The sequence below is a fragment of the Pelatocladus sp. genome (genome assembly GCF_059505505.1).
In genome coordinates this window covers 14,309-26,865 of sequence record NZ_JCACKS010000100.1, presented here as the reverse complement: position 1 = coordinate 26,865, position 12,557 = coordinate 14,309, and the positions used below count along the sequence as shown (strand labels likewise).

General features: G+C 40.3%; 16 protein-coding genes. 10 read left to right on the top strand and 6 right to left on the bottom strand.

Annotated features, from left to right (window positions below; translation table 11 throughout):
• A complete protein-coding gene (locus AC5JMK_RS08855) occupies positions 1-1,506 on the top strand; it encodes a thioester reductase domain-containing protein (protein WP_096679107.1) in 1,506 nt (501 codons plus the stop codon).
• 274 nt (positions 1,507-1,780) lie between these two features.
• Positions 1,781-2,785, top strand: coding sequence for an NAD-dependent epimerase/dehydratase family protein (locus AC5JMK_RS08850; RefSeq protein WP_096676952.1), 1,005 nt, complete (start codon positions 1,781-1,783; stop codon positions 2,783-2,785).
• A 96-nt stretch (positions 2,786-2,881) separates the two neighbouring features.
• Here AC5JMK_RS08850 and AC5JMK_RS08845 read toward each other — a convergent pair whose 3' ends face one another.
• Together AC5JMK_RS08845 and AC5JMK_RS08840 are read right to left on the bottom strand one after the other, a co-directional pair.
• Positions 2,882-3,283, bottom strand: coding sequence for a hypothetical protein (locus tag AC5JMK_RS08845; RefSeq protein ID WP_096676951.1), 402 nt, complete (start codon positions 3,281-3,283; stop codon positions 2,882-2,884).
• 170 nt (positions 3,284-3,453) lie between these two features.
• Positions 3,454-4,083 (bottom strand): HPF/RaiA family ribosome-associated protein, encoded by a 630-nt coding sequence (locus AC5JMK_RS08840; protein WP_096676950.1) that lies wholly within the window; start codon positions 4,081-4,083, stop codon positions 3,454-3,456.
• A 711-nt stretch (positions 4,084-4,794) separates the two neighbouring features.
• Between AC5JMK_RS08840 and AC5JMK_RS08835 the strand changes: the two genes are divergently transcribed.
• From AC5JMK_RS08835 to AC5JMK_RS08815, 5 genes are all read left to right on the top strand, one after another.
• Positions 4,795-5,130, top strand: coding sequence for an ArsR/SmtB family transcription factor (locus tag AC5JMK_RS08835; protein ID WP_096676948.1), 336 nt, complete (start codon positions 4,795-4,797; stop codon positions 5,128-5,130).
• Positions 5,115-5,672, top strand: coding sequence for an SRPBCC family protein (locus AC5JMK_RS08830; protein ID WP_096676947.1), 558 nt, complete (start codon positions 5,115-5,117; stop codon positions 5,670-5,672). Before AC5JMK_RS08835 ends, AC5JMK_RS08830 begins: the two co-directional genes overlap by 16 nt.
• A 25-nt stretch (positions 5,673-5,697) precedes the next feature.
• On the top strand, positions 5,698-6,561 hold the full coding sequence (locus AC5JMK_RS08825; RefSeq protein ID WP_096676946.1) for a hypothetical protein: 864 nt from the start codon (positions 5,698-5,700) through the stop codon (positions 6,559-6,561).
• Between the two features lie 10 nt (positions 6,562-6,571).
• Positions 6,572-6,916: a cupin domain-containing protein gene (locus tag AC5JMK_RS08820; protein ID WP_495909903.1), complete on the top strand. Its 345-nt coding sequence runs from the start codon at positions 6,572-6,574 to the stop codon at positions 6,914-6,916.
• 85 nt (positions 6,917-7,001) lie between these two features.
• Positions 7,002-7,616, top strand: a complete 615-nt coding sequence (locus tag AC5JMK_RS08815) for an ATP-dependent Clp protease proteolytic subunit (RefSeq protein ID WP_495909902.1) — start codon at positions 7,002-7,004, stop codon at positions 7,614-7,616.
• Positions 7,617-7,632: 16 nt separating this feature from the next.
• Here AC5JMK_RS08815 and hetI read toward each other — a convergent pair whose 3' ends face one another.
• From hetI to AC5JMK_RS08795, 4 genes are read right to left on the bottom strand one after another with little or no spacing between them, the layout of a single operon-like run.
• A complete protein-coding gene (hetI, locus tag AC5JMK_RS08810) occupies positions 7,633-8,355 on the bottom strand; it encodes a 4'-phosphopantetheinyl transferase HetI (protein ID WP_495909914.1) in 723 nt (240 codons plus the stop codon).
• Positions 8,356-8,395: 40 nt separating this feature from the next.
• The gene (locus AC5JMK_RS08805) at positions 8,396-8,647 is read right to left on the bottom strand and encodes a type II toxin-antitoxin system RelE family toxin (protein ID WP_495909901.1); all 252 of its coding nucleotides are present in this window, start codon (positions 8,645-8,647) and stop codon (positions 8,396-8,398) included.
• Positions 8,644-8,913 (bottom strand): DUF6887 family protein, encoded by a 270-nt coding sequence (locus AC5JMK_RS08800; RefSeq protein WP_096676941.1) that lies wholly within the window; start codon positions 8,911-8,913, stop codon positions 8,644-8,646. Before AC5JMK_RS08800 ends, AC5JMK_RS08805 begins: the two co-directional genes overlap by 4 nt.
• Positions 8,910-9,086, bottom strand: coding sequence for a DUF6888 family protein (locus AC5JMK_RS08795; RefSeq protein WP_096676940.1), 177 nt, complete (start codon positions 9,084-9,086; stop codon positions 8,910-8,912). The genes AC5JMK_RS08800 and AC5JMK_RS08795 overlap by 4 nt, the downstream gene beginning before the upstream one ends.
• A gap of 164 nt (positions 9,087-9,250) precedes the next feature.
• Here AC5JMK_RS08795 and AC5JMK_RS08790 point away from each other — a divergent pair, with 164 nt between their 5' ends.
• The 3 genes from AC5JMK_RS08790 (at position 9,251) to AC5JMK_RS08780 (ending at position 12,401) form a co-directional block, all read left to right on the top strand.
• A complete protein-coding gene (locus tag AC5JMK_RS08790) occupies positions 9,251-9,955 on the top strand; it encodes a cyanoexosortase B system-associated protein (protein ID WP_096676939.1) in 705 nt (234 codons plus the stop codon).
• 201 nt (positions 9,956-10,156) lie between these two features.
• On the top strand, positions 10,157-10,918 hold the full coding sequence (locus AC5JMK_RS08785; protein WP_096676938.1) for a LuxR C-terminal-related transcriptional regulator: 762 nt from the start codon (positions 10,157-10,159) through the stop codon (positions 10,916-10,918).
• A gap of 187 nt (positions 10,919-11,105) precedes the next feature.
• The gene (locus AC5JMK_RS08780; RefSeq protein WP_495909900.1) at positions 11,106-12,401 is read left to right on the top strand and encodes a polysaccharide biosynthesis/export family protein; all 1,296 of its coding nucleotides are present in this window, start codon (positions 11,106-11,108) and stop codon (positions 12,399-12,401) included.
• Positions 12,402-12,557: the final 156 nt, after the last annotated feature.

The window sequence follows — 12,557 nt, the reverse complement described above, 5'->3', positions numbered from 1 at the left end:
ATGACAACAAAAAAATCTTTATCAGCAGCAGAAATTCAAGCTTGGTTGTTATCTAATCTTGCCGAAACTCTCCAAGTAGAAGCAGAGCAAGTTGATACCGAACAACCATTAGATACTTATGGTTTGGATTCTACTCAGGCGATGTTAATTGTCACAAAAGCCGAAAAAATGCTCGGATTTAAAATAGCTCCGACATTATTATGGCATTACCCAACTATTGCTTTACTTTCTCAACGTTTAGCCGAAGAATCACAAGAATTAGCATCAGATATACAAGAAACTGTTGCAGTTAAAAATGTCGCTCCTGTTTTGGATTTAAGTGCTGAAGTTGTTCTTGATCCTAATATTCATCCTGCATCTGGTTCTTTTGTGTTCACAAGTGAACCAAATAATGTGTTTATTACAGGTGGAACAGGATTTTTAGGAGCTTTTTTAATCTACGAATTGCTACAGCAAACCAATGCTGATATTTATTGTTTAGTACGTGCTGCTCATCCAGAAGCAGGTAAGCAAAAACTCACGAAAAACTTGCAAAGTTATGGACTTTGGAATGAAATATTCCGTCCTCGAATTATACCAGTAATTGGTGATTTATCTCAGCCGCTATTAGGAATTAGCAAAGAAGCCTTTGAAATGTTAGCTGCTAATCTTGATAGTATTTATCATAGTGCTGCAACACTCAATTATGTTTATCCTTATTCTGCACTCAAAACACCAAATGTTTTAGGTACACAAGAAGTATTACGTTTGGCGTGTCTTTTTAAAGTCAAGCCAGTACATTATGTTTCTAGTGTGGCTGTATTTGAATCACCATTCTATGCTGGTAAAATTGTCAAAGAAGACGATAGCTTTGAGCATTGGCAAGGTATTTTTCTGGGTTACTCACAAACAAAATGGGTAGCAGAAAAACTAGTCACAATTGCTCACGATCGCGGACTTCCTGTAACTATCCACAGACCACCTTTAATTGCAGGAGATAGCCAAACAGGTGTTTGTAATACAGATGATTTTATCAACTTGGTAATTAAAGGTTGTATCCAGATGGGATACTTCCCTGATGTAGATTATCGGTTGGATGCATCACCTGTTGATTATGTCAGCAAATCTATTGTTTATCTCTCAAAACAAGAAGCATCTTTAGGAAAAGCATTTCACTTACAGCATCCTGCACCTGTTCCTTTCTCTGATTTACTTGCATGGATGGATTCTCTTGGTTTTGCTATTCAACCAATTCCTTATCAAGAATGGCAAACAAAATTAATTAATGATATCTCTTCAGCAGAGAATCCTTTATATACCCTCAGACCTTTCTTATTAGAACGTTGGTCAGAAGAACAAATCACTATTCCCGATTTGTACCTGCAAAGTAGAAGACCAATCATTAATTGTGAAGCAACACTAAATGCACTAGCTGGTAGTGGTATTGTTTGTCCAGCGATGGATACACAACTGTTTATGACCTACTCTACCTACTTGCTGCAAAATGGTTTCCTAAATGTAGTTTAGAACTATATCTACAAATGCATACGGATAATCTATCGGTGTCTATCGTGTTTATCTGTGTGCATCTGTGGTCGATTTCCCAACAATAATTTTGTCATATAGCGCTTCTCGGTTGTGTGCAATACGCTGCGCCCAGACGTTACATGTAACGTCTCTAAATTGTTCATGGCGGTGTATTTGATTCAAATGAGAACCGCTATAGTTAACCACATCAGGTATAACTTAATTTTTCCAGACCGCTTAAGCGGCTTTTTGTGTTTAGCTAAATAAGAAGCTTATGAACCTTAAAAATAAAACCATCCTGATCACAGGAATAGGTGGATTTATTGGCTTACGCACTACCGAATTAGCGATCGCACAAGGAATGTATGTTCGAGGAATAGAAAATGATCCCAATAACGCTAAAATAGCCCAGAGTCTAGGCGCAAAAGTGTTTGTTGGTTGTATCTGCGATCCAATTGTAGTACAAGAAGCTTGTCAAGGAGTAGACATTGTGCTACACACAGCCGCCCTCGTCAAAGAAGGGGGATCTCTAGAGGAGTTTCGTAATGTCAATGTTGGTGGTACTCTCAACATCGCCAAAGCAGCTATGAATGCTGGAGTCAAGATTTTTGTTCATCTCTCAAGCGTCATAGTATACGGCTTTATCTATCCTAATCAAGTTACAGAAGAAGGCCCATTCCGTAGCGAAAATAATCCTTACTCTTTGACAAAAATAGAAAGTGAACAAGAAATCTTAAAACTAAATGCACCACCAAATTTTGGTGTAATTATTATTAGACCGACGGCTGTTTATGGTCCAAGGAGTAATCCTTGGGTTGTTCGTCCCCTTTCGCTGATGCGCCAAAAAAGATTTGTCATACCTGATGCGGGAAGGGGAGTTATGAACCATTTATATATAGATAATTTAATTGATGGAATTTTCCTTGCTATCGAAAAAGAAGCGTATGGAGAAGCTTTCAATCTTTCTGATGGACAGGAAACTTCTTGGAAAGAATACTACACGCGTTTAGCTGAAGTTGGAAATGTACCAGCACCCTTTTCTCTACCAGCACCAATTGTTAAGTTTTTGATTTTATTGGAGTTGTTAAGAATGAGAATTTTGGGTTTAAAGCCTGTTATTTTACCAGCAGCTGTAGACTTTTCCACCAGTCCTCATGCTTATTCGATCAAAAAAGCACAAACCCAGCTAGGATATCAGCCAAAAATAACTCTAGAAAAAGGTATGGAATATATAAGAGAATGGCTGGAAAATACAGACATCCAAACATCAAATAACTAAAGGAAGTACTAATTATTTGGATCAAGGACTATGAAATATCTCCTCCTTGTCTCCCTTCCTTTGTCTATTAAATTAAATTGCTAAATTCCACAACTCTTAAAGGTCTCCACAATAATTTGTGCCAATGAGTTTAGCATTTTTATAAACTAATACTTTACCGTAACCACTATCCTTAACCGCAACATATTGGAAAACATTATTTCTAAAGCTGTACAAAGTTTCTCCATTCTGACCACGCCGAATTGTACCATTATTCATTACGAGATCCGGGCGTTTAAGATTAGTAGGAATATTATAAGCTTCATAACGAAGCGTGCCATTGTTTAAACGTTTAACCTCAACAATGACATTCTTCGCACTACATGAAAATAATGTTGGTTGAGCAGCATTAGCAGATGAAGATATACCTAATGTTCCGCCGACTAATGAAGCTGCACCACAAGCGATCCCTAACGCAAAAGACAAAGATTTGCTTTGTTTGTGAGTAATACTGTTCACAATGGCTCCTGATGTTTGATTACTCTCATCTACAAATTAGGTTTTTAGTTTTTCGGATGATTTGAATAAGAAATGCGTTTTTAAACTTTAAATCATAAATCCCGACGCTAAATACTTCCTGTTCAGCGCCGGGATTTATGGTGTTTTAGTTTAATTTGTTGTTAAATTTATTACTGCTGCCATCCCAATGGCGGTTCAACAATCGTCTGTCCTGCTTTACCAGCACTAACACCAGGTTTATCAACAATCTTTACCGTACTGGCTTGAGGCCCTTCTTCACCAAGTTCTACAAAGCAATGCACACCTGTACCAATTTCTAAGCGATCAAACTCATCATGAAGTACGCTGTTACGGTGAAAGTAGACTTCCTCACCATCTAAGGTTTTAATAAAGCCATAACCCTGTTGTGAAAATAGCTTAGTGACAAGTGCAGTTGTCTGTTCGGCGCTATCGTTAGTTTTGGCTTTGTCACTTTCACGCTGTTGTTCAGTCAAGTCTCGTAGCTGGCGAATAGCCGCTTGAAAAGCATCTCGGATTACCGCCTCTAAAGGTGGATATTGGTTAACATCCGGTGGATTACTTTCTGCCACAAGTTCATGACCAGGGGGTATTGTCATATCAATTCGCACTCGATGCGGTGAGCCAGAACGCGGGCGATCGTGAACTTTTTCAATTACAATATGGCAGCTACTCAGGTAGTTGCAAACTTGTTCCAGCTTGGTTATTTTTTCATTAATTAGAGCATCAATGGCATTTGTTTTTTCTACGTTGCGATAAGTAATTTCTGGTGGAATCTTCATATCTATTTTATGAACGTACTGCGTAACAAAGTGGTTATACCATTTCTTTATGAAGACGCATATAAAGAACCCCATCGCCTGCGGCAACCCCCCTCTGCTTGCCAAGAGGGCAGGGTGGTTTCATACAAAAAAAGAAAAATATGGAAGTCTGTATTTCTCGTTTTGAAGCATAGATTTTTACCCCTCTCCAAACCTCTCCCCTTAATAAGGGGAGAGGCTTTAAAAGAAGATTTTAATTTTTCTCTGCTTGTATGAAACCACCCTGTCTCTGCTTGCCAAGAGGGGGGACAGAGGTTGGGAGGGGTTAAAATAATGTGCAGCTTCACAGAAAATTGGTATTAGTAGTTCAGTGATGAATGTATTCACTGATCCTAGAAAGCTCACAATTCTTTTGCCTCTAGCTAATGGAAGGTGATGTTAAATTTAGATATCTGCTCAACGAAAGAGTTTATTTGAGCTTTTTCTCACAGGTTGCTTAGTTGTATACAGTAGTTCCCAATTTTACCAATTCCTGAATATCTACTGGGGTAGTTGACATTTAAGCAATTGCTTATATATAATTAATATAGTTAAGCATTTGCTTAAATATAAGGTTAATCTAAGTCAACGACCCATGTCTGTTCGCCTTTGGCGTTCCCGAAGGGTAGACTCTGGGCTAAAGCGCCTAAGACTTAGACAACATCTGAGTTTCCCACTTACCGAGTATGTCTGATGAGTAGACCTGCTGCTAGTGCTGATGTGTTTGTGGCGATCGCAGATCCCACACGCAGGGCGCTATTGGATCTGTTACGTAGTGGCGAGCAACCAGTAAAACAACTGGCTGAACCATTTGCGATGAGCTTACCAGCTATTTCTCAGCACTTACAGATTCTTTGCGAAGCAGGCTTAGTAAAAATGCGGAAAGCAGGGCGACAGCGCCTGTATCGGCTGAACCCGGAGCCACTGAAGCAGATATCTGAGTGGATCGCTGATTACGAGCAGTTCTGGCAAGAAAAACTAGATGCCCTTGGCAACTATTTGGAGGAAAATCAATGCTCCGAGACTTGAAGAAGAAAGTTTTCTATCCCTATCCCCCCCAACAAGTTTGGCAGGTACTCACCAACCGCCACACTCTTGCTGCATGGCTGATGGAAAACGACTTTGAGCCACGTGTGGGACACAAATTCCGATTTCTGTACTCATCAATACCAGGACTAAGTGAAAACATTGATTGTGAGGTAATTGAACTCGATGAGCCAAAGCGTCTTTCCTTCACTTGGCAGGATAGTATGATGCATCGCCCTTCAATTGTGACTTGGACGTTAAAACCTGTGGATGGAGGTACTCAACTGCAACTTGAGCATAAAGGATTGAGTCAACAAGCAACTCGAATAAATGAACCAATGCGCCTTTCCCAACCGTGGCAAGGTCGATTTATGCATGAGTCTACAGGACTAACTGCTCACAGTACTGTGTTATCGCCAATACCTGTTGGCAGGTATGAAGCGTTAGATAGTGTAATTCTCAGTTCCTTCCTTGATGGAGGCTGGGACTTCAGGCTAAGTGAAAGAATACCACAAGTCTTAGTTAGTTTTGCCAGTAACAATTAAATAGCAGATTAACAGGGAGAGAAAAATGAACGACGCCAGCAAACAACTGCTTGCTTTGGCGCGAAGAAACGCAGCCAGCTACCTAGTTAATCCGAAAGTTAGGGCTATCGGTGTTGCTGGTTCTGTTGCTCGTGGACAAGCTGATACCTACTCAGATATTGACATGAGTATTTATTACTGGGAACTACCATCAGATGAAGAACTGAAAACAGCGTATGAACACAATCAAGGATCAGACTATAGACTTTATGCTAGCGATCGCCAAGCAGGATACATAGTTGAACAATATTTTGTTCAAGGTGCTAAGTGCGATTTTGGTCATATCACTATCGAGTGTTGTGACAGTGACATAGACAAGATGCTGGAGCAATGCAACCCTGACGATCCTCTGCTGAATGTGCTAGCTGGTATTGTTGATATGCTGCCGTTGCATAATACTGAACTAATTAAACAATGGCAGACAAAGTTAGCAAACTATCCTGAAAAATTAGCTCAAGCAATGGTGAAAAAGCATTTGCATTTTCGCGGTTTGTGGGTGCTACAACTTTATGGAATAGAAAGAAATGATGTGCTTTTTCTTCATGAGGAATTATTGAAGGGAGTGAAGAACATCATTGGGGTGCTGTTGGGTTTAAATTGCTTCTACCATCCTGTAGATTCTGTTCCATTTAAAGGGATAGATAAGTTCATCAATAAAATGGCGATCGCTCCCAATAATCTTTCATTTCGTCTCAAGCAGATTTTTTATGAAGAACCTCAGTTAGCGGTTAACCACCTTGGTGAATTGATAGAGGAAACATTTACCCTCGTGGAAAAGCATATGCCAGAGCTGGATACAACACAAGCTTGGCAGGATTACAAACTATGGTCGGATAAATTTTATATTTAGGCAATCAAATATGGTTGAACAAAGTTTTATTTCTACAAACAATAAACAATGGCTAGAAATTGAGCAATTTCCGGGAACACAAATACTCCCACTAGCTGAACCAGTAGCGCAAGGCTCAATTCATAAATTACGGATGACTGCTAACACAGTAATTCCCATTCATTACCATCCTTGTGATGAATATGTCTATGTCCTCAAAGGAATAATCGAAACTGGTGGACGGGAATGTACATCGGGAGCATTTTGGTTTACACCAGCCAATACCAAAAATGGCCCCCACAAAGCAATTACAGACGTAGAAATCATTACCATTCGCCTTGGAGCAATGGGAATCTTTGAGGAAGCATCAACCTAGCAAATAGTCATACTCTTAGTCCACATTCTCTGCATCCTAGTGCGGTTAGTTAAAAATTAAATCTTACCTTTTGGAGATAGTAGCCATGAACTCTTCTTTTCAAATTGGCTTTGCAACAATTATTCAACCATCCCAGCAAGGAGAAATACAGTTTGATATTTATTCCCGATTGCTTGCCGAAAGAATTATATTTTTGCGTGGAGAATTAACAGAAGAAATAGCTAATTTAATCGTGGCACAAATGCTATTCCTTGATGCAAAAGATCCAGATAAAGATATTACATTGTATATCAATAGTTCTGGAGGTTCCTTAACAGCGGCATTGACTATATATGACACTATGACTCAGCTTCGTACAGACATATGTACTGTATGCATTGGTACTGCTGCTGCTACAGCAGTATTCTTACTTTGTTCTGGTACTAAAGGTAAAAGATACACTCTTCCTAATGCGCGAATAACCATTCGCCAACCATCAGGAAACGCTGAGGGAAAAGCAACTGAAATTGAGGTAGCAGCTAGAGAAATTGTGTACCTCAGAGAATCCATGAATAGGATAATAGCTGCTAACACTGGTCAACCAGAACAGATAATTAAACTTGATTCTGAAAGAGATTTTGTTATGAGTGCTGAAGAAGCAAAAGCTTACGGTTTAGTTGACAACATCATCCAAAAAACACCAGCTTATTTCCAATTATAAATAAGCACTAACATTTTTAATACTGCCAGTACTTTAAATCTAAACTTTGACCTGCTATTGCGACTGCACCAAGGTAATTCTTACCAGGTGCGAGTTCAATTAAACTCCACTCTTGGTCAGTGATGAGTTTTGCTGGTTGTTCTAGAGTCAAAGAAATCTCTACTTTTTCCAACTGAACTATTCCTACTCCTATTGCTTTTAAATAAGCTTCTTTACAAGTCCAGTAGCGAAAAAACACTTGTTGTTGTTGGTTTAGGGGGAGCGATCGCACTACTTCATATTCTCTAGGTGCAAAGAATCTTTCCGCAAGAGCTTCGACATCACTGACTGACCGCATGTGTTCTACATCTATACCAATTTTGCGATTTCTACTGACACCACATAGAGCCAAATCTTCTGAGTGAGACAAGTTAAATGACAATCCACCATCAGCAAAGCTATCAGCTAATAATGGCTTTCCCCGCACTTCATAGGTAAATTGTACCGCCTGCGGTTCCACATCCAAGTAGCGACCCAAGATTGTGCGGAGGATACCCCGACCTGCAATAAAACGCTGTCGATGTTGTTCAAAGTAAAACCTTTGAGCGCGAGCAATTTCGTCACTAGAAAGAGTTGTTTGTAAAGCTTGCATTTCTGATTTTGGTCGCTCTAGCGAGATTCGCCAAACATGCACATCATCAGGTAACAAGGTTAAATTTGTCGGTGCGGTTAGCCACAAATGATTAGTCTCAGACCCCATCTTAGATATTTCGTCCGTCATTCAATTTTAGATTTTGGATCTAGTAGTCTTTTGGATGTGCAATTTTGATCACCGTTACTAGCAAAGATTGCTCCTCAATATGGTAAATAACTCGGTATTCGCCCAAGCGAATTCTATATAAATTTTCTGTCCCCTTCAGTATTAGAGCATCTTCTGGACGTGGGTTAAATGCTAGTTGTTCTAGTTTGTGCGCTAGCTGTCGTTGTAATTGAGAATCTAATTTTGTAATTTCCTGCACAGCTGATGGTGCTAGTGCTACTTGATAGCTCATATCCCTAGCTCCTTTTTGAGTTCCTCAAGGGGCGTTGCTCCAAGAATAGCAACCTCTTCTAGTGCTGCATAAGCATCTCTTGCATCAGCATCATCTAACTTTGCCTCAACTAGCTCATGCAATTGCTTTGTTGAGGTGATTTCAACTCCTGGCTGTTCTCTAAGTTTGTCTGCTAATGCATAAAAAGCTTCTTGGTCGTCTCGATGTGCCAAAACATAAGCTCTTAACTCTTGTTTAGTCATTGCCTGAAAATTTGGCTTACTCATAAGTATCTCACTCTTCCGTTTTGAAATATCTCTACTTCAAATTCTTGTCCTGCCAGAATGTAAATACGTGTTGTCCGTTCATCTAATCTCACTAAATAAATCGGCAGGTACATCTGAGTTAAATCCTGACACACCTTGAATAATTCAATTGCTTGTTCGACAGTTGGTTTCATTTAGTCTTATTGTCCATCCTTGATTATTTGATTTCAAGGTTTAGTAGAGCGATCGCTCTTCCAAGAGTACTGAAGGTAGGGTGAGGAGATCAGTCAATAATATTACTGAACTCATTTCGGTAAATCTGAGTCTAAAATTTTTTCATGCTCTACGTATTTTACCGATGATTTCTGCCAAACTCTTCAAAGAGCGTTACTTTGCTCAGGTTGTAACGCTATTGTTATTGTTACTGATACTGGTAATAGGAGCGGTTCCGGGATATCTCAAAGGTAACTGGCAATGGCAAGAACCACCACCTATCACTAATCTCAAAAAGTTAAAACAGATACGCCAAACTGGATTGGCTCTTCCTGGTTGGCAAACGATTGAACAAGCAGAACAACCCATTGGCGAACAAAAGTGGTCTTTGCAGTTAATTAAAAAACAAGATTCCAAAACCGAAACCGAAGCTGTGTTATTGTTATTACCACAAAATGGGCCAAAAAAGCAGCCACAAGTAGAATGGACAGAGATTAATGGTTGGGGTCGTTCACGTTGGGGACAGTGGGATATTGCTCAAAGTCGCGTAGTCGAATTTACTGTCAAGCAGCCACAAGCAAAGGTAAAAGCTAGGTTCTTTCGTGCCGCAACAACAGAGCAAACTTTTGCGGTTCTGCAATGGTACGCTTGGCGCGATGGTGGCGATCCATCAACTTTGCAGTGGTTGTTGGCAGATCAGATAGCTCAATTACAAAAGCAACGTGCTGCTTGGGTTGCTGTCAGTATCCTTATACCGATGGAGCCTTTAGGAAAGATTGATACAGTGTGGTCTGAGGTTAAGTCTCTTGGTAAAACAGTGCAAGATACTTTAATGACAAATAAATTATGAAGGGATCGGGGATCAGGGATTGGGACAATTCTCCCGACTTTGTTTAAACAACCGAATCGATCTGCATCTAGTGGGTAGGAGTGCGATCAATTTCCGAATTGAGGGTCATGTCAAGTGATGGTAGAGATTAACGCTAATATTAGGTTGAGCGCCTTCATGCTTCTAGACGTCGAGCGAGTACACTTTAGACCCCTTCACTTAATGACAAGTTCCTTAGATCTGTTTGAAGCTATTCGCCAAACCTGTAGCAAATCCGATCTGCGATCGCAAGTTGCGCCAAAAATTGGTGAATATTTTGGAGCAAAACGATGGGCGATTTTTTTCTTTGATCAACTGCCCTTAAATGATCGCAATCTTCAGAAAATCCTGAAAATTGCACTCTCAATTGAGCATAATCCCGTGGTGCGTTATTTAGCGGAGCGCCATGCTCCGGTTCATGAAGCATTAGTAACAACCCCCAAGGCTTGGAAATTAATCTGTCCTCGTCCGGATCACTGGCATGTAATGGCGGGACCGATCATCAATCATGGTCAAATTCTGGGCGTAGTTGGTTGTACACGTGAAAAGGCAATGCCTGCCTTTGATAGCGAAAATCTAGTCGATTTAAGTGCCATCTGCTTGCACTTATCGGTTTGGGTGGCAACAGTGGGTTCACAAGGCATTTTTGCAGAAAATTCGCAGCACCAACTGTTCAACAGCGATTTCTTTCGGGACGGCAAAGCCAAACGTTTAACGCCTCGTGAGTTGCAAATTGCAGAATTAGTGGCGTTGGGGCGAACTAACGCAGAAATTGGCAATCAACTTTGGATTACTGAAAATTCTGTGAAGCAAGCTTTAAAGCGAATGTTCCGTAAGCTTGAGGTTTCGTCCCGTGCAGAGATGGTTGCACAGCTTTCAGGTATAAGGCTTCATTCATCGGGAGCAAACCCAGATTCATTTAACTCGGTGCTGAACTCCTACTAAACTGTTAGGCATTGAATTTGCACATTGAGATAATATTCATATCTTAAATTTGCTTCTTGAATTTTAAAGAAAAATTATTACACTTACCATTACGTGTATCTTAAGTTAAAATAGCCGCTTGCAGCTTTGCAGTCTGAAAATGGCTTCACAGCTTAAATTAAATTGTTTATAACTTCTATTTGTTGATATGCGTGCATTCAGCATAGTTTACTGTTTGAGTGTTCCAGTCAGTATTTTATTCGTAACGGCTTCAATACCTGCTGTTGCTCAAGCGCCATTTCCTGCTTCTGTGACGGACAGTGAATTTACTCAGTTGGGTGTTAATAATATTGACCGTTATATTTTGGGGTCAGGAGATACAATTACCATCCAAATTCAACGCCCTTTTGGCCCCTATCGTCTAGGGCCAGGAGATGTTATTGGCGTTGTGATTGAGCGTTTTCCTGATTTAGGTTTTCAAGCTGTTGTCAATCCCGAAGGAAAGGTCATTGTTCCTCTATTGGGAACTGTATCACTGCAAAATTTAACTTTAGCAGAGGCACAAAATCAGATTCGCTCTTTATTTAATACCTATGTCATTGATCCAAGAGTGACTTTATCTCTGGTGTCGCAGCGCCCGGAGTTAAATTTTTCAGTCACAATCAACCCTGAAGGTAATGTTGTTTTGCCTCAATTGGGAACAGTATCTTTAAAAGGCTTGAGTTTGGAAGAAGCTCAAGAAAAAATTCGCTTACTACGCGATCGCATTACACCAAATCAAGTTATTACTGTATCATTAGCATCACCGCGAACAGTACAAATCACTATTAGTGGTGAAGTACCAAAACCCGGAATTTATCCCATGAATTCGCCAACACCTCGGATCGCTGATGCTTTGTTATTAGCAGGTGGTTCTACTACGATGGCAGATTTGCGACAAGTGCAACTACGGCGTAAATTAATTGATGGTTCAATTATTACCAAAAATATTGACTTGTATAGTCCTGTACTCAATGGCGACACTGCACCTAACTTCCGTTTGCAAGATGGAGATGCGATCGTTGTCATGCGTCGTGACTTAGCTAATGATGATAATTACGATCGCAATCTTGTTGCTCGTTCTTCTTTAGCTCAACCTCAAATTCGAGTCAGAGTATTAAACTACGCCACTGGCGGAATCGTAACGCAAACATTGTCGAATGGTAGTAACTTTGTAGATGTTTTGTCAGGAGTCAACCCTAATTTTACTAACATCCGGGACATTGCCCTAGTTCGCTTCGATCCAGAACGAGGTAAAGCCATCACTCAGAGATTAAACGGTAAAAAGGCTTTAGCTGGAGATACAACTCAAAACGTGCCACTTCAAGATAATGATGTTATCGTGATTGGTCGAAACCTCATCGGTAAAATTACGAACCTAATATCTACCATTACCCAACCCTTCTTCAGTTTTCAGAATTTCCTCAACTTCTTCGATAGTTTCATCGGTGGTGGAGGAAAGTAGGGAAAGGGGATCGGGGATTCTCCAGAGGAGACGCTACGCGTAGACGCGCAAGCGGCTTCTCACAGAGTACGGGGATCGGGAACAAGGGGGAAATATTTCTCTGTTGTCTTCCCACACCAAGCACATTTGTGTATCCTCTTTGTTCCCTTTCCCCGA